Origin of the sequence: Halobacillus sp. ACCC02827 (genome assembly GCF_030291935.1) — a bacterium.
Classification (GTDB): domain Bacteria; phylum Bacillota; class Bacilli; order Bacillales; family Halobacillaceae; genus Halobacillus.
In genome coordinates, this window is the sequence record NZ_CP128168.1 from 2,067,173 (window position 1) to 2,094,161 (window position 26,989).

Annotated in this window: 25 protein-coding genes, 1 riboswitch and 1 other annotated feature; of the genes, 2 read left to right on the forward strand and 23 right to left on the reverse strand. The window is 47.1% G+C overall.

The window, feature by feature from the left end:
* Positions 1-149: 149 nt before the first annotated feature.
* Entirely contained in the window at positions 150-1,067 is a 918-nt protein-coding gene (gene cyoE / locus QRD89_RS11025; RefSeq protein WP_008639369.1) for a heme o synthase, read from the forward strand.
* Positions 1,068-1,108: 41 nt separating this feature from the next.
* Here cyoE and QRD89_RS11030 read toward each other — a convergent pair whose 3' ends face one another.
* The 12 genes from QRD89_RS11030 to QRD89_RS11085 all read right to left on the reverse strand — a co-directional run bounded on the left by QRD89_RS11030 (position 1,109) and on the right by QRD89_RS11085 (position 10,838).
* Entirely contained in the window at positions 1,109-1,819 is a 711-nt protein-coding gene (locus QRD89_RS11030; protein ID WP_035387983.1) for a P-II family nitrogen regulator, read from the reverse strand.
* Positions 1,779-2,546, reverse strand: a complete 768-nt coding sequence (locus QRD89_RS11035; protein ID WP_502875575.1) for a DUF1538 domain-containing protein — start codon at positions 2,544-2,546, stop codon at positions 1,779-1,781. The genes QRD89_RS11030 and QRD89_RS11035 overlap by 41 nt, the downstream gene beginning before the upstream one ends.
* Positions 2,543-3,235 (reverse strand): DUF1538 domain-containing protein, encoded by a 693-nt coding sequence (locus QRD89_RS11040; RefSeq protein ID WP_008639360.1) that lies wholly within the window; start codon positions 3,233-3,235, stop codon positions 2,543-2,545. The genes QRD89_RS11035 and QRD89_RS11040 overlap by 4 nt, the downstream gene beginning before the upstream one ends.
* 140 nt (positions 3,236-3,375) lie before the next feature.
* Positions 3,376-4,032: a DUF429 domain-containing protein gene (locus QRD89_RS11045; protein WP_008639358.1), complete on the reverse strand. Its 657-nt coding sequence runs from the start codon at positions 4,030-4,032 to the stop codon at positions 3,376-3,378.
* Positions 4,020-5,276 (reverse strand): MFS transporter, encoded by a 1,257-nt coding sequence (locus tag QRD89_RS11050; protein WP_062513657.1) that lies wholly within the window; start codon positions 5,274-5,276, stop codon positions 4,020-4,022. Before QRD89_RS11050 ends, QRD89_RS11045 begins: the two co-directional genes overlap by 13 nt.
* A 66-nt stretch (positions 5,277-5,342) precedes the next feature.
* Positions 5,343-5,602 (reverse strand) — a binding site (T-box leader).
* A gap of 53 nt (positions 5,603-5,655) precedes the next feature.
* Positions 5,656-6,507, reverse strand: coding sequence for a VOC family protein (locus tag QRD89_RS11055; protein ID WP_062513660.1), 852 nt, complete (start codon positions 6,505-6,507; stop codon positions 5,656-5,658).
* Between the two features lie 111 nt (positions 6,508-6,618).
* On the reverse strand, positions 6,619-7,122 hold the full coding sequence (locus tag QRD89_RS11060; RefSeq protein WP_286095268.1) for a GNAT family N-acetyltransferase: 504 nt from the start codon (positions 7,120-7,122) through the stop codon (positions 6,619-6,621).
* Between the two features lie 50 nt (positions 7,123-7,172).
* Entirely contained in the window at positions 7,173-8,189 is a 1,017-nt protein-coding gene (locus tag QRD89_RS11065) for a ThiF family adenylyltransferase (protein ID WP_353477952.1), read from the reverse strand.
* Positions 8,189-8,950 (reverse strand): thiazole synthase, encoded by a 762-nt coding sequence (locus tag QRD89_RS11070; RefSeq protein ID WP_286095271.1) that lies wholly within the window; start codon positions 8,948-8,950, stop codon positions 8,189-8,191. Before QRD89_RS11070 ends, QRD89_RS11065 begins: the two co-directional genes overlap by 1 nt.
* A gap of 7 nt (positions 8,951-8,957) precedes the next feature.
* A complete protein-coding gene (gene thiS / locus QRD89_RS11075; protein ID WP_286095272.1) occupies positions 8,958-9,161 on the reverse strand; it encodes a sulfur carrier protein ThiS in 204 nt (67 codons plus the stop codon).
* Positions 9,145-10,266 carry a glycine oxidase ThiO gene (gene thiO / locus QRD89_RS11080; RefSeq protein ID WP_286095273.1) on the reverse strand — a complete coding sequence of 374 codons (1,122 nt, stop codon included), beginning with the start codon at positions 10,264-10,266 and terminating at the stop codon, positions 9,145-9,147. Before thiO ends, thiS begins: the two co-directional genes overlap by 17 nt.
* Positions 10,263-10,838: a thiamine phosphate synthase gene (locus QRD89_RS11085; RefSeq protein ID WP_051348856.1), complete on the reverse strand. Its 576-nt coding sequence runs from the start codon at positions 10,836-10,838 to the stop codon at positions 10,263-10,265. The genes thiO and QRD89_RS11085 overlap by 4 nt, the downstream gene beginning before the upstream one ends.
* A gap of 89 nt (positions 10,839-10,927) precedes the next feature.
* A riboswitch (TPP riboswitch) is annotated at positions 10,928-11,037 on the reverse strand.
* 408 nt (positions 11,038-11,445) lie between these two features.
* On the opposite strand from QRD89_RS11085, the gene QRD89_RS11090 reads away from it, so the two are divergent.
* Positions 11,446-12,456, forward strand: a complete 1,011-nt coding sequence (locus QRD89_RS11090) for an LLM class flavin-dependent oxidoreductase (RefSeq protein ID WP_008639330.1) — start codon at positions 11,446-11,448, stop codon at positions 12,454-12,456.
* A gap of 44 nt (positions 12,457-12,500) precedes the next feature.
* On the opposite strand, the gene panF is transcribed toward QRD89_RS11090, so the two are convergent.
* From panF to dcuS, 11 genes are all read right to left on the reverse strand, one after another.
* Positions 12,501-13,967, reverse strand: a complete 1,467-nt coding sequence (gene panF, locus QRD89_RS11095) for a sodium/pantothenate symporter (RefSeq protein ID WP_008639328.1) — start codon at positions 13,965-13,967, stop codon at positions 12,501-12,503.
* Positions 13,964-14,245, reverse strand: coding sequence for a YhdT family protein (locus tag QRD89_RS11100; protein ID WP_286095275.1), 282 nt, complete (start codon positions 14,243-14,245; stop codon positions 13,964-13,966). The genes panF and QRD89_RS11100 overlap by 4 nt, the downstream gene beginning before the upstream one ends.
* 193 nt (positions 14,246-14,438) lie before the next feature.
* Positions 14,439-15,653, reverse strand: a complete 1,215-nt coding sequence (locus QRD89_RS11105; RefSeq protein WP_008639324.1) for a NupC/NupG family nucleoside CNT transporter — start codon at positions 15,651-15,653, stop codon at positions 14,439-14,441.
* Positions 15,654-15,777: 124 nt separating this feature from the next.
* Complete coding sequence (locus tag QRD89_RS11110) at positions 15,778-16,716, reverse strand: nucleoside hydrolase (protein ID WP_008639322.1); 939 nt, start codon at positions 16,714-16,716, stop codon at positions 15,778-15,780.
* A 105-nt stretch (positions 16,717-16,821) separates the two neighbouring features.
* Positions 16,822-17,646, reverse strand: a complete 825-nt coding sequence (locus QRD89_RS11115) for an MBL fold metallo-hydrolase (protein WP_062513684.1) — start codon at positions 17,644-17,646, stop codon at positions 16,822-16,824.
* Between the two features lie 115 nt (positions 17,647-17,761).
* Entirely contained in the window at positions 17,762-18,904 is a 1,143-nt protein-coding gene (locus QRD89_RS11120) for a mannitol-1-phosphate 5-dehydrogenase (RefSeq protein WP_286095276.1), read from the reverse strand.
* Positions 18,905-18,909: 5 nt separating this feature from the next.
* A complete protein-coding gene (locus QRD89_RS11125) occupies positions 18,910-20,988 on the reverse strand; it encodes a BglG family transcription antiterminator (protein WP_008639316.1) in 2,079 nt (692 codons plus the stop codon).
* A gap of 89 nt (positions 20,989-21,077) precedes the next feature.
* Complete coding sequence (locus tag QRD89_RS11130) at positions 21,078-22,982, reverse strand: PTS mannitol transporter subunit IICBA (protein ID WP_286095277.1); 1,905 nt, start codon at positions 22,980-22,982, stop codon at positions 21,078-21,080.
* A gap of 234 nt (positions 22,983-23,216) precedes the next feature.
* On the reverse strand, positions 23,217-24,542 hold the full coding sequence (locus QRD89_RS11135; protein WP_026577248.1) for a 2-hydroxycarboxylate transporter family protein: 1,326 nt from the start codon (positions 24,540-24,542) through the stop codon (positions 23,217-23,219).
* A 128-nt stretch (positions 24,543-24,670) separates the two neighbouring features.
* Positions 24,671-25,378, reverse strand: a complete 708-nt coding sequence (locus QRD89_RS11140) for a response regulator (RefSeq protein WP_008639312.1) — start codon at positions 25,376-25,378, stop codon at positions 24,671-24,673.
* Entirely contained in the window at positions 25,371-26,981 is a 1,611-nt protein-coding gene (gene dcuS / locus QRD89_RS11145) for a DcuS/MalK family sensor histidine kinase (protein ID WP_062513690.1), read from the reverse strand. The genes QRD89_RS11140 and dcuS overlap by 8 nt, the downstream gene beginning before the upstream one ends.
* Positions 26,982-26,989 lie beyond the last annotated feature (8 nt).

A 26,989-nucleotide genomic window follows, 5' to 3' on the forward strand; every position in this document is an offset into this window, starting at 1 on the left:
CGCAATACCTGTTTTAAACTTTACCAGCATGCGACGTGGTCCGCCTGTACGTAACCTTGACATTAATTAAAACTGGATTTAACATACCGTAGAGTGTCATTTATTATCAAGGTCGGATCGATAATCTAGTAACAGGAAAGAGGAGAATCATGGAAAGGGAAGATATTCGGACAACAGAGAAACAGCCTCTTACAGACATTTTAGCGAAGACTGTAAAAACAGGCATTATCAAGTCTAACCTTGTCCCGATGTTCGCCGGGCTTACATTAGCATTATACACGTATGAATACGGATTGTTGGAAAAGCTGCCGGAGATAATTTTTGCCTTGATCGGATCGATCATGGTGATGGGTGCTGCCGGAGCGTTCAACAACTGGTATGACCGGGACATTGATGCCATTATGGAAAGAACGAAGACAAGGCCGACTGTAACCGGACAAATTAAACCGCGCCAGGTGCTCTGGCTTGCCAGTCTGATGGCCGTTTTAGGAGTCATCATTTTATCGCTTGCTACTCCGCTCGCAGGATTTCTCGGTTTCCTCGGGTTGTTTTTTTATGTCGTGCCATACACTATGTGGACGAAGCGAAGAACCATTTACAATACGGAAGTTGGAAGTTTGTCAGGAGCAACACCGCCTTTAATTGGTTGGGCGGCCATTTATCCGGACATTACACACCCGGCAATTTTAGGACTTTTCGTCATCGCACTTATTTGGCAGATGCCGCACTTTTACTCTATAGCCATTAGAAAACAGGAAGAATACACGGCTGCCAAGATACCCATGCTGCCAGTGGTGAAAGGTGCACGCCGTACTTATATTCAGACGAATATCTATTTAGTTATACTGATCGGCACAAGCTTTCTTTTAGGAACGCTCAGCCTCGGCCTTCTCCTCGTGTCTCTGCTGCTTGGTATAGGCTGGTTGGTGCTCAGCCTATACGGATACAGGAAGATGGATTCGGAGAAATGGGCAAAATATATGTTCATCTATTCCCTCATCCACATGACTGTATTGTTCACTACCGTCATCATCTACTCCCTTATGGGTGTATTGTTCGGCTTATAATGTCAAAAGCAGTATAAAACACCGCCGTAACGGCGGTGTTTTTATTTATCACTTTTCCCAACGGGCAGATGATTGATGCCGGCCGTGTGCTCCACATCCATGACAAAGGCTATCCCCCGCCCCGGCTGATTCAGTTTAGCTCCCAATTCGATTGATTTCAGAACGGCATCTGTTTTTTCTTTTTCAATCAATGTCAATATGACTTCCTTTTCCGGCTCAATCAACATATTAAACAATCGTGCCTTTTCATGAATGCCTGTTCCACGTCCGGAAAGGATCGTTCCTCCTTCGGCACCTGCCTCCTTTGAAGCTTCCACCACTTTTTCTGCATCTCCCTTATTCACTATTGTTACGATAAGATCGTAAGCAAGCGTCTTTTTCACCATTGGCTGAGCCACTTCCTTCCCTCCATCTTCCTCCTCAAGGCCTAGACCGACCATATGATTGATTCCGCTTATTCTCTTCGCATCAATAACCATCCCTATTCCGCTTCTCGGTTTTTGTAATTGGGCCGTTCTCTCAATGGCGTTCATGACCTTCGGGTAAATGGAATCGGATACGAGTGTCAATATAATCTCCCGTTCTCTTTCTACAGGAATACCTAGGAAGCGTTTTTTCTCGTCCGTCCGAAATCCCTTGCCAAAGAAAGTTGTACCGCCCTGCGCCCCCGCGAGAGTAGATGCATGAACAACTTTTTTCGCCTTTTCCTTTTTAACTATCGTAATAATGAGCTTCTGACCGTCCTTCATCATCCTGATGCTGCTCCTTCCGTTTGTAAATCATCCCTAACACCAAGACAGACAGGATGGGTGCCAGAGCGACGAGAGCAACCATTCCGAATCCATCAACTAAGGGGTCTCTTCCTTCCATCACGGTAGCAATACCAACAAATAAAGCAAGGACAAATGTCGCCGTCATAGGTCCTGTGGCTACACCCCCGGAGTCAAAGGCGATGGATGTAAACGTTTTCGAAGAATATTTTACTATAATCAGCGCTAAAATATAGCCTGGCACAACAAAAATCCAGATGGGTATGCCGAGAATGATCCGGATCATGGAAAGCGCAATGGAAATACCCACCCCGAACGACAAGGTGTATAAGAGAATTTTTTGTGGTATGTATCCGCCCGACGCCTTTTCTACTTGATGGGTCAGGACGCTTACCGCCGGCTCTGCATAAATCGCTACGAAGCCGATAACGAAGCCGATCGGGATAAGCATCCAACGATGGTGGATCGTGGCAAGCTTTTCTCCCATCATCGTACCTGCAGGCATAAACCCAATGTGGACCCCTTGCAGAAAGAAGGAAAGCCCAAGGAAGGTGAGAAGAAATCCGACAGCGATGTCTTTCATTTTGCTCCAGGATAGCTTGAGGAGAAAGAGTTGAAATAAAACGAAAAGGACTAATAACGGAATTAGAGCCAGGGCCACGTCCACTAATACGGTTCCGAATCCGTGAAAAACGTCGGCAATCATCATCCATAAATCACCCCAAGCAGCAACACAGAAAGAATCGGCCCTATGGAGGCAAGGGCAACCAGTCCGAAACCGTCCGTTGCAGAGGTGCGTCCTCTCATGACCGTAGCAACCCCCACTCCAAGAGAAAGAATAAACGGTACAGTCAGTGGTCCCGTCGTCACCCCTCCGGAATCAAACGAAATCGGAATGAAAGAAGGAGGAGTGAATAATGCCAGCAGAAACACAAGCCCGTACCCCGGGGCTAACAGGTATGTAATTGGTACATGGAAAATGATGCGAAGCATAGAGAGGCCAACAAACAGGGCCACACCAAGAGCTACGGCTACTATGAGGATATTCCTCGGAATGTCACCTCCGGATACTTGATCGACCTGTGTAGCGAGAACGCGGACATCCGGCTCCGCCACGGTCACAACTAAACCGAGGATGAAGCCAAAGCCTACGATTACCCCTACCTTCTTTGTTTTCGACAAAGCAGAACCGATCCACTCACCAACAGGCAACAGTCCGATCTGCACACCAAGCAGAAAAAGGATAAGACCAATGCCTACAAAGACGACACCAGCGAGGAATTGAAAGAAAACTTCCATAGGAAGCCAGATGAGGGAAAACTGGAGAATGGTTACAACCAAGGTTATGGGAAGAATCGACAGAGTCACTTCCATCACGGTCTCTTTAATATTGTCCATCGCAAACCTCCTTAATTCCGAATATTCAGTAAATTAACGGCGTACGTTTGATAAGAATTTATCTTATTATATCATGAAAAGAATGGAAACATGACCGGATATACTAAATACCTGCCTATCGATGGATAGGCAGGCGATTTTTAAATGCAGTAATCATAGGGATGAAGAGGCGGTTCTGCCGGATACAGCCATGGAGAGTGATAAGCAGGGTCGATCCAATGCCATGCTCCGAGCGCTGCTGCACATGCATCCACCGTGTGGGATTCTTGAGCAAAGCTTTCGGGAATACCGATTAACTGCTGGCTTTGGAACCAGCGGAGAAGCTTACTGCGAATCTGCAAATCCTTTTTATATTCCAGTACTTCGGAAAGACTGGTTCCCATTCTCGATCCAATGACCGCACCGGGGTGAACTTCTACCAGGTGGACAGGGTATGCTGTCTCTGCTGTGGTTATTTCTCGGGACAATCGAATGCCCCTTAATGTAAGGTAGACCATTTTGGTCATGGTAGGAGCCATAATGGATCCCGGTTTCATCCCTAAACTTATTATGAAACGTTTCAATTCTTTGTCCTGCTTCCTCTCTCCTCCACCGTCTTCATACGAGAGCGGTGCGTCCATCCCAATCACTACTTCCGCATGTTCCGATTTTTCTTCAATAAAAGCAAGGATTTCTTCATCTCCTGCCGGCTGTATATGTGTGTGATAACCCAATGCCTCTCCTTTCCTCTCAAAACAAACCAATACCGTATCCTTTGTATTGCTCGGGCCGGATAAATCGATTCCTATATAGTACAAGATCCTTCCTCCTCTTTAATCTCTTCATTCAACAGATCGCTCCCTGCGCCGCGAATACATATTCTTCGAAGCACGACAGCTCCGCTGAACATAATGATCGTCCCCGTCAGTACGGCCAAGCGTACAGATCCCCACTCCGCAGCAATAGATATAAAAACGGTCATCATTATGATGAGGACAGCTTCCATCATGCTGTACACACTGGCAATACGTCCCATCATTCTAACAGGAACATGGTTTTGATAAAACGTGTAAAACCCTGTGTTCGCAAAAGCTAAGGAAAAGGATAGAATAAAGAAACCGGAAGCTGCACCTACAACAGTCGTTGAACATGCATAAAGCAGGTACCCGGCCGACACGAAGAGAGGGCCCGTGCTTAACAAAGAAGACGCCTTCCATTTGTGCGTATATCCGGCGTTACACAGAGATCCAACTGCTATGCCCACTCCTGCAACACTTACAAGCATCCCATAAGCAGCATCGGATATATGCAGAACATCTTTCGCAAATACCGCTTCCAGCGAATCGACGGCTGCCGCCATCACCATCATGAATTGAAACCAACCATAGATGAAAAAGACCCCCGGAACATGACGGCTGAAGCGGATAACCTCTCTCCAGTCCTCATGGAACATCCGAAATGTAAGACGATGCTCTGCAGAATCATTTTCTTTTACAGAGACATCAGGGAGCAGTAGCATCAATAAACCAGAGAGAAGAAAGGTACCTGCGTTCACATAAAAAGCCGCCTCAGGTGGCCAAAAAAGTAAGATCAAACCGGCAGCTCCCGGACCGATAAGAAAACCGCCGGACATGACGAAACTTTTCCAAGCTTGAAATTTCTGCCTGTCGTCCTTTGGTATAAGCAGTGTTGCATAAGTAAGCGAGCTTGGTTCAAAGACAGCGCTTGCCATGTTAACGAAGAAGACAATCACATATATGGCAGGAAGCTCTGTCAGAAACGCCAGAATCAGTATAGATGCTCCTCTTATAAGATCGAGGAAGATAATCATGTATTTGTGGTTCCATCGATCAATCAAAGTACCTGCCCAAAAGTTGGTCGATAAGCTGGCCAGTGGTTTCAGAAGATACAGGGCTGCTACAGCCATCGCCGATTCGGTTTTTTCGAAGACAATCAAGTTTAAAGCGATCAGGTAAATCCAATCACCGAGGTTGGAAAGTCCAATCGTTGTCAGATACAGCTTATGGTACCTTCGTGTAAAGGGAACGCGGCCGCTCTCCATAGAATTTCCTCCTTGTCTATGGTTTTTTAGAGAATAAAAAAAGAACCTCCTCTCCAAGACATTTGTCTTGGGGACGAGATCCTTATCCTCGCGGTGCCACCCCAGTTTACCGATACGTCACCATACCGATCTTTTCAAGTACGACAAACTCTGCGTTTGCTTATACCCCTGCTCTGTAACGGGAGCTCCCGTCTTATCATCCCCTGTATGGTTCCGATAAGAGGCTCGGAGATTTGGTTCAGAAGATATCCGCCTACCCCATTTCCAGCTGCAGGGGTTCTCTGTGAAGCATCAGCTCTTCCTACTCTTCTCTTCATCGCCTTTACTATTTCTAATATTATCCACATAAACATAGTTTTTGTAAAGTCCACCTATTTTATCAATTCGTCACGAGCCGTACCCGGTTTCCAGAAGGGTCCAAAAACATGGGGGTATCCTTGCCTGTAGAACGGTATCCGAGCGCATGGAGACGTTCTGTCGTTTCATCTACCGCGCTGCGTCCGGGGAGCACAAGATCGAAATAATGGAGACCCGTTGAAGTGGAAGACGGTGCCGGCGCTCCTTCTCCTTTCCATGTATTAAGGCCGATATGATGGTGATATCCACAATCGGAGAGAAATAAAGCCTGTGGAATGGAATCTGCAACGACTTGAAATCCTAACCCTTCTACATAAAAAGTCCGAGCGTCGTCTAAATTCGATACATGGAGATGAATATGCCCGATCCGTGCTTTCTCAGGCATCCCACTCCAGTGTCCATGCCGTTCACTCAATAAGCTTCCGGCATCCAATGGTTCCGTCGTCATACCGACTCTGCCATCCTTCCAACTCCATTTCGCGGATGGACGATCATGATAGACTTCGATACCGTTACCGTCCGGATCTTCGAAGTAGAGGGCTTCACTTACCAGGTGATCGGCACCGCCTGGTTGGATACCTTCCTTCATCAAATGGGCGAGCAATCGCCCAAGATCGCTTCTCTCCGGAAGCAGAATGGCAAAATGGTATAGACCCGCTGCATGTTCATCTTTAGAAACAATTTCGTTATTGGTACGGATGCTCAGAATACTGTGTACGCCATCTGCTGAGAGTTCCACGGCCTCCGGATTTTCCTCCTGCACTTTCAAGCCAAGAACAGCTGTATAAAATTCGAGAGATCGGGTTATGTCTTTTACCTGAAGTACGACTTTATCTATATGAACGGCCGGGTTACTAAAGAAATGATGTTCCAATCCTCTGCCTCCTTTTTCCTACCAGTTTACACGATAACCATTGCCTGACAAGAAGGCACTTTCAAGTAACTTCGTATCCTTCGAGATACTATGCCGCAGGCACCTCTTTATCTAATCCCTTATTTTGAGAGCATACAGACAAACCGTTTTATTATTTACGACGACGTCCTGTTCATATACCATGCCTATCTTTTCTGCTACGGATATAGATGGTAGATTTTCATGATGAATGAGAGCTATCAAGCGACTTAACCTTCGTTCCCTCCCCCGTCGAACGAGGCTTTCGGCAATTTCCGTCGCATATCCCTTCCTCCAATGCTTTTGCCATATCCAGTAACCAACTTCCATCTCCTGTTGTCCTTCGACGACCTGTGGAACCAAACCGGCGTGACCTATTCGTTGTCCTGAATCTTTATGAAGTATAATCATCAGTCCATTACGCTCATCCTCAGCATACGCCCGCATTATCCATTGGAGAAACCTGCGGGTACCATCTCGATCTTTCGGTTTCCCGTCTCCTATGTAACGCACCATTTCCGGTGCTTTTAACATATGGAATAAAAAATCTTCATCCTCCTGAGTATACGGCCTGAGAATTGTACGAGTAGTTTCCATGGCTTCTCCTCCTTTTCGGTTAAAAAAAGAGACACCTCCAGTGCCTCTTTTCATGTTTCAATATATTTATGATAAAGCAATTGTGCCTTCTCTGCATCTTTCACCCCGTGAATAAGGGCTCTCCCATCCTTGAACAGGACAAACCGGTAAGTATCGACGGAAAAAGATATCAGATGGCTGTTTGCTTTCCAATCGGAAACGCGGGTGGACAACCTTCTGCGCAGGTTTTCAAACATACCGTCTTGGGGCTGGATCGGTCGGACTTGAACCGTATCCCGCCCACAGAGAACGGCTGTTTTCATCTTTTTGCGTTGGATCAGGTAAGGGTAGGAGGCTGACTCCGAACAGGATGGACATTCCTCATCGGACAGACCATCCAGAGAAATCGATGCGTGCTCCCCTTCCCACACATTAAAATAAATCCATTCTCTATTCGGTATTTTACCGGTCAGATATTGTAGAGCCAACACCGTTTGATAAGAGGCGGTCATTTGTACCGCGGGACCGATGATGCCTAATGAGTCACACGAGCCTCCATCTGTGTCGATATAGTCTTTCAAACATTGGAGACAGGGAGGTTCCTCAGGATCGATAAAGGCTGCTCCTCCGCTTGCTTCCACGCACCCTCCATAAATCCACGGGATGCTGTGTTTGGCAGAGACATCATTAATAAGAAAACGGGTATGGAAATTGTCTGTAGCGTCCATCACCAAGTCGACACCTTCCATAAGTTTCTCTGCGTTTCCACTATGAAACTCCTGGACGATTCCTTCCACGCTAATACAAGAATTGACTTTGGCCAACCGCTGTTCTGCTGCTTTGGCCTTGGCGTGTACGGCCAGGACGTCATCCTCTGTATAAAGGTGCTGCCTTGTGAGGTTGCTCCACTCTACATAATCACGATCAACTATCGTCAATTTTCCAACCCCTGCCCTTGCAAGCATGTCCGCAGCCGCGCAGCCCAGGGCCCCGGCTCCAATGATCAGCACATGTTTATTCGCCAGGGAATGCTGACCATTCTCACCGATTCCTTTAAAACGCATCTGCCTTGAATAACGATCATTTATCACTGGATCATCCCTGCTTTCGGGCTGCTTGCCGTACCATACTGCCGTTCCTCCGCACGGCCTGCTTCATACCCAAACCGCCCCCCTTCTACGGCAAGCTTCATTGCTGCTGCCATCTTTACTGGATCACATGCTCCTGCTACAGCCGTGTTAAGAAGTACACCATCCGCACCGAGTTCCATCGCCCAGGCTGCATCTTTCGGACTTCCGATTCCCGCATCAACAATGACAGGAATGTCCGACTGTTCTATGATAAAACGCAGATTCAATGGATTTACAATACCCTTCCCCGATCCGATAGGGGAAGCACCCGGCATAATGGCATGCACCCCGGCCTCCTCCAGCCGTTTCGCAAGGACGACATCATCAGAAGTATAAACAAGCACAGTGAAACCCTCCTCCAGCAATTGAACCGACGCTTTCATCGTTTCAAAGGGATCCGGCAGCAGCGTTTTATCACAGCCGATTATCTCGACCTTGATCATATCGCATAATCCGGATGCTTTCGCTAGTCTGGCAATTCGAACCGCTTCCTCTGCAGTCTTCGCTCCGGCCGTATTTGGTAGCAGGGAATACTTCTCTAAATCGATGGACTCCAGGAGGTTCGGTTCCTCTTCATTAAAGATGTTCATTCTCCGCACAGCGAAAGTAAGTATTTCCGTTCCAGAAGCCTCTACCGCTTCTTTTTGCACATCAAACGACGGATATTTTCCTGTTCCTAGCATCAATCTCGATGTGAATGTCTCGTTATTAATCTTCATTTTTCCTTCATCCTCCTCCTACGAAATGAACGATCTCCACGCTGTCCCGACTTTGAAGACGCTCTTTATCGTATTCTTCTTTATTTAGTATTTTCCGGTTAAGTTCCACAACAGAAAAACGTGTCCGAATATCTAATTGTTCCAGGAGATCAGCTACGGTGCTGTCTTCTCCTCTACATTCCACCACTTTCCCATTAACGTGTATGTTCATAGACTCCTCCAATCTGAAATCTTGCCGGTGAAAACAAACCCTCATACTTCTTTGCAAACGTGCCTTTCTCAAACAAGCTCTGAATCAGTTTTCCTGTTGCAGGAGCAAGAAGGATGCCGTTCCGGTAGTGACCCGTTGCAAAGAAGATGCCTTTCTCTTGTGGATGCTCTCCGATGACCGGGCGCCCGTCCGACGTACCAGGCCTTACTCCGGACCACCACTTCTCAAGCGGCTCCTCTCTAAGCGCCGGGAAAACGCGAAACACCTGATCCATCAAGTCGGCAATTCCGCCGGCAGAAGTCGATTCGCTGCCATCCCCTTCTCTGGAGGTGGCTCCAATAACGATGCTTCCGTCCCTCTTCGGTACGACATAAAAAGAAGGAGAGAAGTAAGTTTCCTGAAACAACAGGTTCCTCGGTTTAATAGAGAAGCATTCCCCTTTCACTGGAACCATCGGGTTTGGTAGGCCTGTTTCCCTGAACCATGGTCCACTGTCTGCCCCGGCAGCGACGACGATACGCTCTGCGAAGATCTCTCCTTCATTCGTCGTCACCTCATATCCTTGTCCGCTCTTCCGTATGCGGATGACGAAGCACCCATCCTTAACGGTGCTTCCGAATGACCGTGCGCCTCGCTTGAACGCTTCAGCCACTTTTTCCGGTTTTACGTTGCCGTCCTCCCGCATCCATAAAGCCCCGGAGGACTTAACCCACGGATGACGGATTTTCATCTCTCGATCGTCCAGCCAGGAGAGAGAGGGAAAAGATTGCTGCTTCTCCTGCAGTTCTTTCGCCTCCCTCTCATCCAAAGCGATTTGGAGCATACCGTTTGTAGTCAGCTGAATGTCGATTCCGGAACACTGGTACAATTCTGTTTGCAATTCGTTATACATATCTCTGCTCTTGACACAAAATTCATGGTACAGTCCCGGCGTCCGGTTTTCCGTGTGGACCCCCAGCATCCCTGCAGCAGCCCCTGTCGCTCGTCTGCCACCTGTACCTTTATCCAGCACACACACATCGGCCCCTGCCTTACTAAGGTGATAAGAAATAGAATGACCGATGATGCCCCCACCAACGATTACCGTATCCCAATGGTTCTTCATGAAAGAATCGCCTCCCGATAATTTTCTGCTGCCGAAATTGGATCCTCCGCGTCGAAAATACCCGACTGCACAGCCACGCCTGCTGCTCCTGCCTTCCGCAACAGAGATATATGCTGTGGCTGAATCCCTCCGATAGCGAAAACAGGAATAGCCAACCCTCCGGTAAGCTCCATCAACGAGCTTATCCCCCTGGGTGGCGCGTTCCGCTTACTGTCCGACTGAAATATATGACCGAAGAGAACATAGTCCGCGCCTGCCCTTTGTGCTGTTCTGCCTGATTCCAAACTGTGAACGGAAACCCCTCTAACCTTCCCTGTTCCTACCTTAAGATCATCCATACACCTCTCTGGATAATGGACGCTTCGATCCGTACGATCTGCAATTCCACTATGCTTGTGAACCGTCCACTTATCAGAGACATCCATCAAGTCTCTAAATGCAGCTTCATAATCCACCAGAGACTTTGAGTTATCTCGGTAAATGACAGTGTCGACATACGGATCAATGGCTGGAATTATACTCTTCAAGGTGACGGGATCCATCTCGTCTTTTGTAACGGCTAAAAGCTTCATTGCTTTGTTCCCCCCAATAAAAAATGCCACTTTCCAGAAGGAAAGTGGCATACTTGAACATACGTACACGTGAGTGCAGCGTGATTGTTTTGATATAGCCGCCACTTTCCTCCGCTGGTTTGAGCCAGTTCAGGTTCAAAGAGTCCCGAAGTATCACTTCGATCTCAGCCTTTTCTTAAAGGCACCCCTAGTGCATGTGCTTATTGATTTTGTAATGCATGTGTTCATCCTACAATACATTGAAAATTTCGTCTACCATATTTTTGCAAGGTACTCCGTCATCTTTTCCTGAATGCTCTCCGTTCTGCATAGGTAACGCACGTCCGGCAAACGACGACAGCCCTGCCTTCATCATTGTAATACCGCGATGGATCTACTGGTTTACGTCCACATATCACACAACGTTTCCTGCCAAGCCACCGGTTCAAAAAATTTTTCATTATGCTTCGTCCCCCTTATCTTCTCTGTCTTAAAAAACACCCATATCTAGTTATAATATACCAGTATTTTAGTCCCGTAAATAATAGAGAAACAAAACATTTTGAAACACGAAATAATCTTGTTAAGATATGCTATAGGATTTTCCTAAAGAAAGAAGGTAAACGATATGACGAATACATCTTTTTCCGATACAAAAATATCCGTTCTTGACCTTGTCAGTGTAAAAGAAGGCAGGTCTACGAAACAGGCTTTTGAAGATACGATAAGCTTAGCCCAACACGCAGAAAAGCTCGGTTACAACCGATACTGGATGGCAGAACATCATAACATGCCCGCCATCGCAAGTTCTGCTACGGCTCTCGCTGTCAGTCACGTCCTTCACCATACGTCTGAGATCCGCGTTGGTTCCGGGGGTGTGATGCTTCCAAACCATGCACCACTGATTATCGCCGAGCAGTTCGGAACGCTGGAAACACTATTTCCGGGACGAGTCGACCTTGGACTTGGCCGTGCTCCGGGTACGGATCAAATGACGGCAAGAGCGATGCGGAGGCATTTGGAGAGTGATCCAAATGAATTTCCACAGCAGGTAGACGAACTTAGGGGATACTTCCGAGGGGATAACCCGGTCCATGCCTACCCAGGAGAAGGAACAGACGTGCCGATCTGGCTGCTCGGGTCAAGCGGGTTCAGCGCACAGCTTGCAGGACAGCTCGGGCTGCCGTTCTCGTTTGCAAGTCACTTCTCTCCGAACAATACACACGGAGCACTGAATCTTTATCGTGGAAGCTTCAAGCCATCTGGTGAGCTGGAACAACCTTATGCCATGCTCGGCGTTCACTTGATTGCAGCGGATACCGATGAAGAAGCGACAAGGCTTGCGACTTCACTGCAGCAACAGTTCTTGAATCTCGTGCGCGGCACGACAAAACTGCTGCAGCCGCCTGTAGATGATATAGAACAAGTTTGGACGTCTCAAGAGAAAATGGCCCTTCATCAACAGCTTGGCGCTTCAATTATCGGGAGCAAAGAAACCGTTAAACGGAAGCTGGAAAAATTCCAATCCGAAACACAAGCGGACGAAATTATGATCACCTCTCCGATCTATGACCATGAAGCACGTCTTCGTTCCTATGAAATCGTCTCAGAGATCATGAAAGAAACCAATAATCATTGATGTATAGAAAAAAGCCACGATTATTATATAATCGTGGCTTCTTTCTATACCTTCCAAAGCTTCTCTATAATTTCCTCCTGCACCCTTCTATGGCGTTCACCTGTCAAAAGACTTACCAGGACATAGATGACAAGTGCCGTAAGAACAGGCAGAATGACGGTATGCATCCCAAAAGGGTTATCCCAAAAACTGTAGATAATGATATAGCTGCCAACGCCGGTCAACATAGAAGCAAGTGCGCCGCTTGCGTTTCCTTTTTTCCAATACAAACCGAGCACGACCGGCCAGATGAACGCGGCTTCAAGCCCGCCGAAAGCGAATAAGTTGAGCCATATTAATAATTCCGGCGGCTGTATGGCCATAGCAAAGACGAGTATTCCGATCATGGCAGTTACTCCGAAACTTATACGCTTTACTGTAGAATCGGAAGCATCCGGCTTTATATAGTTGATATAGACGTCTTTAACGACCGCAGAACTAACCAACAGCAACAGCGAATCAACGGTGGACATGATCGCGGCCATTGGAGCGGCAAGCACAATTCCTGCAAGCCACGGCGGCAATACTTCCATTGCTATTCTCGGCATAACGGTATCTCCTATTTCTATACCAGGCAAAACGGCGCGGGCAAAGACTCCTGTTAAGTGCATGCCAAGCATAATGACTCCGACAACGATGGTGCCGATGATTAACGCCCGATGCATCCCTTTTGAGCTCTTATAGCTCATTGCTCGGACAGCAACCTGCGGAAGACCGATGACCCCTATCCCGACAAGTACCCAAAAAGAAGATACATACGCCGGTGTCAGGGATCCATCGGCTCCATAAGGTGATATCAAGTTAGGATTTTCCTGAGCCAGATCGTTGATGATCGCTTCCACGCCGCCTCCTGCGACGATCGTACCGATTAAAATGATGACGGTACCGACGAACATGACAATTCCTTGAACCGTATCGGTAATCGCGACCGCACGAAACCCTCCGATAATGACATAGATGAGCACCGATACGGCGAACAGCGCCAGTGCCGTTGTGTACGAAAGGCCGGTCATCGTTTCAATAAGACGCGCTCCCCCAACCCATTGGGCAGCCATTGCGGAAAATAAGAAAACGATAATACTGAATGCGGCAATCAGCACGACCCATTTGCTGCGATACCTTTCCTTAAGAAAATCAATCAGGGTAACAGCACGGATTTTACGAGCCATGATGGCAAATTTCTTACCTAAAACGCTCAGCACGAAATATCCGGTGGCTAGTTGGGACATCGATAGCAGCACCCAGCCCAGCCCCATCGTATAGGCAACTCCGGGGCCCCCTACAAAACTAGATGCACTCCCATAAGTTGCTGTCATCGTCATGGCGAGGATAAAACCGCCCAGTTCTCTACTGCCAAGAAAGTATTCTTGAAGGAAGTCAGATGCGGTCTTCATTCGTGCCGATGCATAAAAGCCGATAAAGAATATGACGGCGAGAAAAACGAGGAGGGGTAGTACGACTTCCCAATTCATCGGTCTCCCTCCTCATCCAGCGGCACCTCTGTAAAGAAGCAGCGCACAGCAAAGATCACGACAACGAATATAAATCCTGTTACAGCGATACAGCTGTAGAAGAACCACGCCGGCAGACCCCATATATATTGATAATCTTCGACCGGTTCCGCCCCCAGCCCGTAAGCGAAGCCGAACCACAGGAGGAAGTTTACAACTACGATGCCGATACCAATCCATGCTTCACGGTTGGCAATACGGTACCGCGGATCATCTTGTTTGTTTCGATTTTGTTCCACTTTCCCTTACCCCTTTCTGACCATAAAGACGGCCAGCCTTGTTATGTATCGTATGGACAAACCCTTTTATAGCTTATTTTATATAAACGATTATGTCCATCCATCTACTTATCATTTCCTCCTATTACCAAACTGGAGATGAACGTGGTAAGAATACGACGGGACACCCGACGAAGCTTACCACCGTTCCCCCTTATAGAAACATACCCGCTATGCTTGCTGATAGAAAGTTAGCTAGAGTCGCCGCCACGACAGCCCGGAGACCCAGCCTCGCAACATCTTTGCGTCTGTCCGGAGCGAGACCGCCCAAGGCCCCTATCTGTACCCCGATTCCGGAAAGGCTGCCAAACCCTGTCAACGCAAACGTCGTTACAATCTCTGCTTTCTCACTCAACTGTTCCTTGACTTCCCCGAGACTGGTGAATGCGACAAATTCATTGGCGACTAGTTTCTGCCCGATGAAGCTTGCAGAACGGACCGCCTCCTCCCAAGGCACCCCAATTACGAATGCCATCGGTGCAAAAAGATAGCCAAGAAGCTTCTCAATCGTAATGGAAATACCGAAAAAGCCGCCGACATATCCGATGATCCCGTTCATCAGCGCAAGGATAGCAATAAAGGAAAGTAAGATAGCCCCTATATTCAAGACAAGCTTTAAACCTGCTGTTGCACCGTTCGCAATCGCATCGAAAACGTTCGCTGAATCATCATCCTCCGGCTCCACTATTTCTGCTGTTTCTACTCTGTCCTCCGTCTCGGGGACGATGATTTTGGCGAGAACCAATGCAGCTGGTGCTGCCATGAAAGAGGCTGCCAAAAGATAATCAGCACGAATTCCGAGCAGCGTATATCCAACAAGCGTAGAGCCTGCGATGGAGGTGAACCCGCCGGTCATGACTGCAAAAAGCTCTGACTTCGACATAAAAGAGATGAACGGACGGATTAGCAAAGGTGCTTCCGTCTGTCCGACAAAGATATTTCCAGCTGCATTGATGCTTTCGACTTTCGTTGTCCCAAGCAGCTTTGAGAGCATGCCGCCGATCCATTTAATGACCACTTGCATGACCCCCAGGTGGTAAAGAACAGCAATCAAAGAACTGAAGAAAATGACGGTCGGAAGGACTTGGAAAGCAAACATCGTTCCCATGCCCTCATGATCGATAAGCGGGCCGTAGAGGAAGGAAATCCCTTCTGTTGTATAATCGATCAACGTGCTTATACCAGTGGACATGGCGTCAAGGACCGCACGGCCCCCACTGGTCTGAAAGACAAGAAATGCGAAGAATAGCTGCAGGGAGATGCCGACACCGACGGTTCTCCAATTAATGAGGCGTCTGTTTGTAGACAGAAGCACCGCTAATGCTACTACCGTCAGCATGCCCCCGATTCCCCATAAGATTTGATTCATGATGTTTCCCACTCCTTCTATGGTGTGTATGTGCCTTTTGCAAAAATACCATCATATCATTAGAAGAAGTAGTTTTCCAAGAGGGGAATGAAAAAAGCATGCTCCAATAGGAACATGCCTTTGTTTATCCTTGCCGGGCAAGGTCTGTTATGTAATGGAAGAATTGATCACGATCCACTTCATAAACGAGAGAGACGTCTCTTCCATCCTCCGCAATCTCTGTTTTCCCCTGACTGGCTCCGGACTCGATGACAATGCTTTTCACAACCTTCTTCTTGACTAAATCAGGCTTTCCAACGGTCGCTGTCGTAAGTACGTCCCAAAGGAAATACGTTGAATTCGTCTGGAAGTGGACAAGCGGGGGAACCATCGCATAGCATTGACCCAGAAAGTCGATACCGATATCCTCTCGTTTGGAAGCCCAATCCTGTCGAACTTCCGGCGTCAGAGGAACCATATTTGTACTTTCAAGCGCAACTAAATCAATGGGAATGGAACTTTCCCAAACGCGGGCGGCCGCCTCCGGATCCCAGTAAGCATTCCATTCCGCCGTTCCATCATGTTCCGGTTCTTCCACATTACCTTCCTCTAGAAACGTCCCGCCCATCCAGACTAACCTTTCTATGTTGGATTCGATTTCAGGAGACAACTGTAAGGCTCTTGCAAGATCCGTCAACGGTCCAATGAATACGAGCGTCACCGGCTCTTTGCTCTCTGTCACCTTATCGACCAAATGCTCATGAGCAGGGACACCCACAGGCTCCGACTGCCTATCCGGATACTCGTTTAATAACGGTAGGGCATCTACGTAAAAAGCGTGCATCCGCCAATCCTTCGGAAAAGGATTTTTCCCGCGTGAATTGGAAGCAGCAACCTCGACCTCTTTCCCTTTTCCAAATCGGCCGATGATTTTTCTGCTTGCATAAACGGCTGGTTCCAGGTAACAATCTGCCGGAATGACTCCGACTCCAAGAAGATCCACTTCTTCCATCTGTAAAAGTAAAAACAACGACACCAAATCATCCACGCCGCCGTCATGATTCAAATAGACAGGCTTTCCCATTGACTCTCTCCCCTTCTTCTACAACAAATTTGCATCCTACCTGCTTATTCTATCAAAGGTCAGAAGGGAAAGCGAACCATTGTCAAACGACTCGGAATTCTCTGTTTAAGTGGAAAAAAGTTCGCCTTCCAACGCTTGTATGTAGCGATCAGCGGACCGTTGTACGACTGCATCCGCGTCTTTCCTTACGGTCTTATGAAAAGCGTTATATAGACGAGTGAACCTCTTTCCTTCGATTCTATCCACCATATGTCTCACTTTCTCTGCAGGCAGAGGAATCAAATTAGGATAACTGTACATGAAGCTGACCCAGTTTGTATCTTGGACGACTTGAATGATGTCGCCGGAAAGAAGGACCCCGTCCCCTTCCAATCCGTGCTCCCAGTGCAGAACGGCTCCTCCTTTGAAATGACCGCCCAGCCGGTGAAGCGTAACTCCCGGCTGTAAAGAGTACACTTCGCCCTCCCATAATTGAATGGCATCACCAGGTTCCATCACCCAGTCAGCATCATCGGCATGAATGTAAATCGGAGCCTTGAACGCTTCTGCCCAGTCTAATTGGCGGGAATAATAGTGAGGGTGAGATAAAGCGATCGCACCCACCCCGCCAAGCGCGTCTATCTGCTCGATCGTCGCTTCATCCAAGTAGGTGATACAATCCCACAAGACATTATACTCTTTACCCAAGACGAGGTAAGCCGTCTGTCCAATACCGAATGACGGAGCCGTCGTAATGCTGTAAAGTCCTTTTTCCACCTGCTTTATCTCATTACGGAAGACTCCGCCGCCCACCATGTCTTTATGCGTCGTCCATTGCTGTCCATCCGGATGGACATACTGCCTCTCCTCCAAACAAATCGGACAATATTCGGGCTCTTCTTTCTGTTCCGGATACTGAACCCCGCAAGTAATACAAACAAATTTACTCATGCTCCCCCTCCTGTTCAACCATATTTTACCTTTATTAAACAGAAGTGTCTATTCAACTTTCTATGAAGAAAAAAAAAGAACCGGCCGCTTTCCTCACGACTGGTTCTTTGCAGCTTTATTCCGCTGTCTTTTGTTTGTATATACGGATGACTTCCTGAGCAACGGCATGGTCTTCCTCTAAGCCGCTCACTTCTTCTAAAACAGCCGCTACCCCTTTGTCACGAATCATATTCTGCATTTCCACCGCTTCTGCATCCTCCGGATAGTCAAACTGGAGCGCTGCTGCAATGGCTTCTGCAAGCATGGTATAGGACAACCCAGCTTCCTCCGCACGGACAGCGGGCCGGATCAATCGGTCAGCCGGTCCTAATTTTCGAATAGGTGCTCTTCCTACACGGGTTACCTGATCATTCAAATAAGAATTTTGGAAACGTTCAATATTCTTTTCTATATAGGCTTCATGTGCCTGTTCTTCCAACCCGTATCGATGTATGAGATAGGCTCCCGTTTCTTTCAACGTAGCATGGACCTGTTGTTTGATAGCCTCGTCAAGGAGAGTTTCATGAATCGTCGCTTTATCCGAGAGATAACCGAGATAGGCGATAACCGCATGTCCGGTATTCACAGTGAAAAGCTTCCGCTCAATGAAAGGATCGAGTTCGTCGACGATGGTCATTCCTTCCACAGAAGGAATGGATGCTGGAGCTTCTACCACCCACTCATAATAAGGTTCAACTAGGACATCAAGAGAGCTTTGGTCCTGAATCGGTACAATCCGATCCACGGCGGAATTGAAGAAGTACACCTGTCCTTTAAGACTTGCCTTCTCCTCCTCGTTCAGCTGTTCTAGAATGTGGCGTTTCAAGATATCCGTCGCACCGATCTGGTTCTCACACGCAATGATATACAGCTTCTCATCCGACTCCTTCGTCCGCTCGACAATTCCTTTGGCAATGAGAGGGGCAATTCTTGGTAGAACGTTCGGACCGATGGCCGTTGTTACAAAGGCAGCTTCCGTAATTGCGGCTACCACCTCATTCTCCTGGGTTCTGTTATTAAGGCCGGATACGTTATTGATCCGCTCCGACTCCCCACTCTCCGAGGCCATTTTCACGTCATAACCCTTTTCCTCGTTCAATCGATCTATTACTGTATCTGCAATATCAACGAATGTGACATGGTACCCGGATTTAGCAAATAGAGCTCCGATGAATCCACGTCCTATGTTTCCTGCTCCAAAATGGACCGTTTTACTCAATGTTATCATTCCTTTATTAGTTTAGTTTGAAGATAGTCTAAGAACAACTCCTCCAATTTTTCCATTATCAACGCATGATTAGATGAGGAAAAAATCATCATTGATGTCTGATCCTCAATAAGTCCGGTGCTGATCATGCTCAATATCTCCTGCTCCCTATTGCTCAAATCTTCCGGTGCAAGCATGAGTAGTAAACTCTTCATTGCAACCCGACCGCCGTCCATCCCTTTGACGACCGCCGGCTTATCCATATGCGCCACCTGAAACGTCAGCTCTTTGACATTAGCATCACGGCAGTGGAACAGCCCCATACTCGTAGCGGGAATACCGAGTCCACCCATTTGTTCCCGTTCCCTCAACCGATTTATGACTCTATCGGGATAGTCCAGAATTCCGTCCCTGTCTGCTTGTATCACCATTTCTCGCAAAACGTCCCAGTGGCTTTCCGCTTCTTTTTTCCTGAAGACACGGAAATGGTGAAGAATGGAATCCATACTCCGGTGAACATCACGAATTTCTTGAAGAAGTGATTTTACTTTGGTCTTCACAGGCGGCGACGGCTGTTCTTCCTTAGCAGCCGTGCTCCACTCTGCCTTCGTCGTCAATTTATCCACATTATTTTGAAGATACGCTTGAATCACATCAATATCCTCTTCCTTCAGCAATGGATTTGTCAATATATACTCCACTCCTGAAAACGGAAGCCTGACCGTCGAGATGACAATATCATATCGGTTTAGATCTGCATTTTGAAAATCATGAATGGATAAAATATCCACGTCCTGAATCATCGGAAGTTCTTTTTGGATTCTGCTGGCAAGCATTTTGGAAGCCCCGATTCCCGTCGGGCAGACAACCACCGCTTTAATTCTTACCCGCTCCTCTTTCATGACGAGGGCGGAACCGAAATGGAGAACGATAAAGGCAACCTCATCATCTGGGAATTCCATGTCTTCAAATACCGTTTCCAGGCTTCGTTTGACGGCCATGAACAAGACAGGGTACTTCGCTTTTATTTCTTCTTTCAATGGATTATATAAATCCATTTGCTGCTGCAGTCGGAAGATCGAAGGTCCCATATGAGCAACAAGCCCTTGGAAAAGAGAAAAATCATCAGTCATATCTTCATGGAGATTTAATGAAACCTCCCGGATCACTTTCCTGATCATATGGCTGAGGAGAATTTTATCATCATAGATTTTCTGATCGCTCTGAACCTTAGAACCCTTAAGTACAATCGTTAAATACTGGATATCTTCTTCGGTCATCGTTATGTCTTTCTCGAACAACCTGCTTTTTATCCTCTTCACTACACGGTGTTCCGCCATGGCCTCTTCATCCATGTCTATCGGTTCCAGAAGGTGACCTTCCTGGGTTCTTTGAATGGAAAGACATAAATGGATAAGGAAGCCGAGGTAATCCACATCCACAAGTTTCCACTGTTCTTCTTCAAACGGAACACTTACCGCTTCATCCGCAAGCAGCAGGTATCCGGCATGCAAATAGCCGAGCACATCCTCTCCTCCGTGCTTTTCTTCTTTCAAAAGATAAAACTGCTCCATGATCTCTTCATAGAAATAGGCGAGAATAAAACTTGCAAGAGCCTGACGCATGCTTGTTTCTGATGCCGAAAGCTCCAAGCCGACTCCCCTTTTTTTGGAGATGGCAATCGTGAATTTCTTTAACCAGCTCTCCAAGTCCTCCAAGTGGGCATCCAGAGTTGCAATACTCACCCCAAGTTGGTTGGAGAGGACTTGTTTCTTGAAAGAAGGCCCTTCCCGGAACAGTATGAGAAGAAGTTTCAGCTTTTTTTCTTCCGGGGTTTCATCGGTCGTATGGACGGCGGCGAGGTCCTGAATGAGCTTATAAATGTGTTCATTCCTACCGTCAATAAATAAACCTTCTTCTTTTGTCCGCTTCAATGTCAAATGGTACGTTTGAAGAAGCTTTTCAATAGATTTCAAATTTCGTTGAATTGTCCTTCCGCTTACCTCAAGCGCTGCGGAAAGAGAATAGACAGTATGCTTTCCTGATGTTCTTACAATTAAATCGATGATTGCTTTTTCCTTGGATGTAATAAACATGCGATCCTCTCATTTCTTTAAAGGTGCCGGTTAATCTTGTCCATCCATGCAAAGAGAAAGGCGGAAATTCCGCCTTTCTCAAATGTCCATCAATTGCTGCTGATAATATTCTTCAACTCTTTAGCGGTTTTAGCCTGAACCATGCGGTCAACATTGTCCTGTTCCGAACAAATAACAGCAATGCCTGACAAAATTTCCAAATGCGTTCCGTCTTTCCCGGCAATTCCGAAGATCAGCTTCGCCGGTTCTCCGTTAAAGTCAACCCCATCCGGGACTTGAATAACGGTAAACCCTGATTTAATGACAGCTTTCTTCGCATTTTCCGTACCATGAGGAATAGCTACATTGTTACCCATATAAGTAGAAGTAATGGTTTCCCGCTCCAGCATAGCTTCTACATAATCGTCTTCCACACAACCGGCCTTAACGAGTGCTTCACCAGCAAAACGAATGGCCTCCTCTTTTGTGGAAAAGTGCTGGTTCATAAAGATGTTCTCCTCTTTCAAGAGCTCCTCCTCTTGACCGGAAGTCTGTTCTGTCTTTCCATCATTTCCAGCAGCCGGCTCTTTGTTGTCTACCTTGTCGCTGGTGTCTTTCTTCAAGCTCGTAATCAGTTTCTCATATTCCGGGCTTGATAAAAAGTTATCTACGGAAATATGATGAGCGGATGGAAGCTTGCTTTTGGCACGTGGTGTCAATTCTTCCTGTGTAATTACGATTTCCGCATCCGAAGGAAGATTGCTTATTGATGTGTTCGTTACTTTGATATCAAGATCGGCTTCTTTCATCTTTTTACGTAAAAGAGAGGCTCCCATTGCACTTGATCCCATACCTGCATCACAGGCGAAAACAACCTTGCTGACCTCTTGAGGAAGGGTACCCTGATTCAATTGTCCTGAAACAGAGCTCTTTTTCCCTTTCATTTCTTCCATCTTCTTTGTAGCTTGATCGATATCCTCTTCTGCAGCCTTACTTGATTTCAATATGACGGCCGAGACGAGGAAAGAGACGGTTGTCGCTACCAGGATAGCGGCAATGTTTGCCACGTACGACACGCCCTGCGGCGGTGTGACGGCAAGAATAGCGAAAATACTACCAGGGGAAGCTGGTGACACCAAGCCTCCGTTTAAGAGGACCAGCGTAAAGATTCCGCTCATGCCTCCCAGAATTACAGATACAAAGAGCAGCGGCTTCATCAGCACATACGGGAAGTAGATTTCATGAATACCGCCAAAGAAATGGATGATACCTGCTCCAGGTGCCGACCTCTTTGCTGTACCTTTTCCAAAAATCATGAAAGCGAGTAAGACACCAAGACCCGGCCCCGGGTTTGCTTCCAATAAGAACAGGATGGATTTTCCGCCTTGTTGAACCTGTTCCAGCCCGATCGGAGAAAGAACGCCGTGATTGATGGCGTTATTTAAGAACAATATTTTTGCAGGTTCTATGAGAAGACTTGTCAAAGGAAGCAATCCTGCTCCAACCAGCCAGTCCACTCCTGCTACCAGGACTTCTGTAAAGGCGTCAACGGCCGGACCAATACCGAGATAAGCAAGGATGGCCAGCAGGCCACCGAGTATCCCTGCGGAAAAGTTGTTGATGAGCATTTCAAAACCTGCCCGAATTTTACCTTCGATCATCTGGTCGAACTTCTTAATCACCCATGCTCCGAGCGGCCCCATGATCATAGCACCCAGGAACATCGGTGTTTCCGGTGCCCCGACGATCACTCCCATCGTTGCAATGGCACCTACCACTCCTCCACGTTGATCATGGACAAGCTTACCGCCTGTATAACCAATCAATAGAGGCAGCAGATAATAAACCATAGGATCCACCAGATTGGCAAGGCTTTCATTTGGGATAATACCAGTAGGAATAAATAAAGCCGTAATTAATCCCCAAGCAATAAAAGCGCCGATATTAGGCAATACCATTGAACTGAGGAAGTTACCAAACTTCTGAACTTTTACTTTAATGTTTGATTCTGCCACTTTCCTCTTCCTTTCATAAATCGTTTATCGTTACATGTTTTATGATAGGATAGCGCTTGCATATTCACAAGAAAGAGGAAAACCAACTTTGTCACCCGGCGGGTGACAAAGTTGGTTTTCCTCATGTACTCCTTTTCCACTTATATAATCATTCGTCTTCGCTCAGCCTTTTGAGGGTGTAGTCTACCTATAAAAAGGAAGACCGCTCTGCCTATTCACAAAGCGGTCTTTATCTTATATAAACAAGGGAACAAGCAGACCGGCAAGAAGCAGAATCAGCGCTCCTCCAAGACGGGAAGAAATCTGCGCAAAAGGCATAAGCTCCATACGCTTCGAGGCAGAAAGAACAGCCACATCTCCCGTACCACCCATATTCGCCATACACAGACCAGCTGTAATGGCGGATTCTATTGGATAGAACCCGACCAGCTTTCCAAGCAGACCGGCGCCGATGATCGCACCGAAGACTACCCCGAAAACAGTTAGAATGTAAGGAAGTGTCAACGCTTCGATGACAGTATTTAAATCCGTATAAGCGATACCGATTCCAAATAACAGGGCAAGCGTCCAATTGGATGCAACAAATTTATACCACTGACTGGCACCGTCCAGGACCGTTTGCGGAATGACATCCGCTATTTTGGCTACAGCTACCAGGATAATCATTAACGCATATGGATGAAGAGGAATGAAATCGCCAAGAAGCCCCCCCAGAGAGAAGAATGCTATGGCAGCAAGCATTCCGACACCCATTTTCTTAATGTCGTACGTATGCTTTTCTTCCTTTATTTTGAAACCACTCATCAACTGTCCGTTACCGCTTAAGGAAGGAACCTTTCGACCGAGCATATCCAGCATACTGGCAAGGACGATAGCAAAAACATTGCCCAGAGCGAGTGCGGGAACAAGCATGGAAATATAGTATCCCGGGTCATTCCCCATCAACTCCGAATAAACCTGACTCATTGGCACAGCACCTGCTCCCATACCCCCGCCCATGATCGGCATCGTAATGACTAGTACCGCATCTCGAATGGAAAAACCGGCGATCGCACCAAGCAGGCCGGCAAATAATGCTGCACCAATCAAAGAACCGAAGATCGGAACGAAATAGCGCAGTCCGACTTTAACAAGTACCTGCTTATCCATACCGAGAATACTTCCTGTAATGAGTGCGGCGATGTAGAAATTAAGAAAACCGCCATCCGTCATGAACGTGGTCATGCTGTCGACCGAAGCCGCCGGGAGCCAGTTCATATAGACCATAAATGCTGCTCCGAAAATGGCTACGATCGCTCCCCCGCCAAGGAACGTTTTAACGATCGGTGTATGGTCGCCGATCCAACCAAGTAGTTCTCCGAGAACGATCATGAGGAGAAGACTGCCGATCATACCACCGGGAAGATTACCAGTATATAAACTAACCAACGTGATTACAGCAAAAATTCCGAACCATACTACCGGTAACCCGAAGATTTTCGGCGTTCTTTTCTCCTGCTTTAATTCCGTGACATTTCCTGTCTGCTTTTGCTCATACATATTACCTGCTGTTTGCGCCATTTCACCACTCCCTTTATAGTAAGCGTTTTCAATTGTTGAACCTATCATAAGAAATTCTGTTATTTATGAACATATTGTGAAATTAATTTATTTATTGAAACTAAAAAAAGCAGCTGCGGAAGCTGCTTTCATAAGTATGGATGGAGGACATGATCCTGCCCTTCTTTCGTCTGATAGAGATATATCGGACGCCCTACACCGTAACTGAGCGTCTCCTCCAGGTATTGTATTCGACTCAAAAATTTCAAATACTTACGGATCGACACCCTTGAAATGGCGGTTGCATCCGAGAGATCTTCCGTCGAGAAGGTTTCCCCCTTTCTAGCCTGAATTGCTTTATGAACGCGGTGAAGCGTGTTCTTCGTCAACCCTTTCGGGAGTTCTGCCGGAAGAGGAGACGCTTCCGACGAAGGCCGCAGCCATGAATCCAGATCTCTTTGACTCATATGGTCTTTCTGAATCCATTTACTCCGCCGCCCTTTATATCGCAATACGGCCTCTTCAAACCTTTCAAATTCAAACGGCTTGATCAAATAATCAATGGCACCATAACGCATCGCTTTTTGTATATGTTCCCTGTCGGACGCTGCCGTTATCAGGATGACATCGACATTCGCATTACGGTTGCGAATTTCTTTCAACAGTTCCAAACCGTTCATTTTGGGCATGTATATATCCAGAAGTACCAGATCAACCGCTGCATCTTCCAAATATGGAAGAACGTTCTCACTTTCTTTGATGACTTTTACCGTCGTAAAACCTTCCATTTGGTGGATATACTGCTTATTCAATTCTCCCACCATGGGATCGTCTTCCACGATCAGAACTTTAATCATGATATTTCCCTCCTGGTTCATATGGCAGAAGCACCGTAAAGGTCATGCCGCCCGAATCGTTCCTCTCCATTTCCAGCGTACCACCTTCTTCTTCGACCGTTTTATTAACCAAGAACAGGCCGAAGCCTCTGTGGAATCCTTCCTTGGTTGAAAAACCCTTCTCCAGAATTTTATTTTCAGCTCCCCTTGGGATCCCTGTTCCTTGATCTTCTACAGCAGCCTCCAGCAGGCCGTCGATATAAGAAAGGAAGACGCGGATCCGTTTACGACCGCTGTTTTCGGAACTTTCGATTGCGTTATCGATTAAATTACCTAGAATGGTAATTAATTTGTGTGAAAAAGCCGGATTTTTAGATGGCGGGATCTCCGTCTCGCACTCGATGGTCATTCCAACCTGCGCTTCCCTCGCATAACTGATCTTGCCGATAAGAAAACCTGCCAAGGCGGAATCTTTAATATACTTCGTCACATGACCGACCTCATGCGCCTGATGCTCCACAAGGGTTCCGATGAACTCCTTCAACCGTTCATATTCTCTCATTTCGATTAATCCAAGCAGGACGTGCAGTTGATTCATGAACTCGTGGGACTGGGCTCTCAGCGTGTCTGCATAGAGCTTAACGCCGGTCAGTTCCTCTGCCAGCCTGTTCACTTCCGTCTTGTCTCTGAACGTCGCAATGGCACCGATCACTTCCTCTTGAACGATTAACGGGACCCTGTTTGTAATAATGGCCACCCCGTTGATTACCTGCTCTTCATCCAATTCGCCCTCTTTCGTACTTAAAACCCGCTCCAAAGAAGTTCCCGGCAGAAAATCATGGATGACCATCCCAATCGGTTCTTTGGCTCCCAGACCCGCTTTTCGAAAGATTCGCCGCGCCGACTCATTGACGATCACAATTACTCCATCACGGTCAATTGCAATAATACCTTCTCTCACCGAGTGAAGCATTTGGTTACGCTCTTCATGAATTCTTGCAATGGCATAGGGCTCCAGTCCGAATAAACTCCGTTTAATATACCAAGCCAGCAGAAAAGCACCAGCGATACCGATCAGCACACCGATGATCGATCCAATAAGAATCTGCCTCTGGTTTTGATGAATCGATTCTTCCACCGCCTCAAGAGAAATACCGACGGACACCGCTCCGATTTGTTCGCCCTTTCTGTTTATTACTGGAGCAAAAGCGCGCAGCGACTGCCCGAGTGTACCTTCCGACTTCGATACGTAAGTCTTCCCTTCGAGCACCCTTTGCTCATCTCCTCCTTGAAACGGCTTTCCAATCAAGGATTGGTTTGGATGAGAAAGGCGGATCCCGTTCATATCCATGACAACAATAAATAACACATCAGAAGCTTCCTGTACCGACATGGTATATTCCTGTATATCCATGTCCGCTTCCCCATTCTCCAGTTCCTGCTGAACCAGTCTCGACTGGGCCACTGTCTTGGAAACGATCCCGGCCTTTTCTTCCAGCTGGTTCTCTATGTCACTGCCGGTCGACCGGGTAATTAAGAGATCTGTAATCAACAAAGATAAGAGCACGACCAGGCAGACGAATATCATAATAATCGTGCTGAGTTTCATGCGTGGTTTTGACATAGAACCCC

Excerpts from the sequence above, each read along its gene's own strand:
- cyoE (WP_008639369.1), top strand. The coding sequence starts at position 150 with ATGGAAAGGGAAGATATTCGGACAACAGAGAAACAGCCTCTTACAGAC.
- QRD89_RS11030 (WP_035387983.1), bottom strand. The coding sequence starts at position 1,819 with ATGATGAAGGACGGTCAGAAGCTCATTATTACGATAGTTAAAAAGGAA.
- QRD89_RS11035 (WP_502875575.1), bottom strand. The coding sequence starts at position 2,546 with ATGATGATTGCCGACGTTTTTCACGGATTCGGAACCGTATTAGTGGAC.
- QRD89_RS11040 (WP_008639360.1), bottom strand. The coding sequence starts at position 3,235 with ATGGACAATATTAAAGAGACCGTGATGGAAGTGACTCTGTCGATTCTT.
- QRD89_RS11050 (WP_062513657.1), bottom strand. The coding sequence starts at position 5,276 with ATGGAGAGCGGCCGCGTTCCCTTTACACGAAGGTACCATAAGCTGTAT.
- QRD89_RS11060 (WP_286095268.1), bottom strand. The coding sequence starts at position 7,122 with ATGGAAACTACTCGTACAATTCTCAGGCCGTATACTCAGGAGGATGAA.
- QRD89_RS11070 (WP_286095271.1), bottom strand. The coding sequence starts at position 8,950 with ATGAAGATTAATAACGAGACATTCACATCGAGATTGATGCTAGGAACA.
- thiS (WP_286095272.1), bottom strand. The coding sequence starts at position 9,161 with ATGAACATACACGTTAATGGGAAAGTGGTGGAATGTAGAGGAGAAGAC.
- thiO (WP_286095273.1), bottom strand. The coding sequence starts at position 10,266 with ATGAAGAACCATTGGGATACGGTAATCGTTGGTGGGGGCATCATCGGT.
- QRD89_RS11085 (WP_051348856.1), bottom strand. The coding sequence starts at position 10,838 with ATGAAGCTTTTAGCCGTTACAAAAGACGAGATGGATCCCGTCACCTTG.
- QRD89_RS11090 (WP_008639330.1), top strand. The coding sequence starts at position 11,446 with ATGACGAATACATCTTTTTCCGATACAAAAATATCCGTTCTTGACCTT.
- panF (WP_008639328.1), bottom strand. The coding sequence starts at position 13,967 with ATGAATTGGGAAGTCGTACTACCCCTCCTCGTTTTTCTCGCCGTCATA.
- QRD89_RS11105 (WP_008639324.1), bottom strand. The coding sequence starts at position 15,653 with ATGAATCAAATCTTATGGGGAATCGGGGGCATGCTGACGGTAGTAGCA.
- QRD89_RS11110 (WP_008639322.1), bottom strand. The coding sequence starts at position 16,716 with ATGGGAAAGCCTGTCTATTTGAATCATGACGGCGGCGTGGATGATTTG.
- QRD89_RS11115 (WP_062513684.1), bottom strand. The coding sequence starts at position 17,646 with ATGAGTAAATTTGTTTGTATTACTTGCGGGGTTCAGTATCCGGAACAG.
- QRD89_RS11125 (WP_008639316.1), bottom strand. The coding sequence starts at position 20,988 with ATGTTTATTACATCCAAGGAAAAAGCAATCATCGATTTAATTGTAAGA.
- QRD89_RS11135 (WP_026577248.1), bottom strand. The coding sequence starts at position 24,542 with ATGGCGCAAACAGCAGGTAATATGTATGAGCAAAAGCAGACAGGAAAT.
- QRD89_RS11140 (WP_008639312.1), bottom strand. The coding sequence starts at position 25,378 with ATGATTAAAGTTCTGATCGTGGAAGACGATCCCATGGTGGGAGAATTG.
- dcuS (WP_062513690.1), bottom strand. The coding sequence starts at position 26,981 with ATGTCAAAACCACGCATGAAACTCAGCACGATTATTATGATATTCGTC.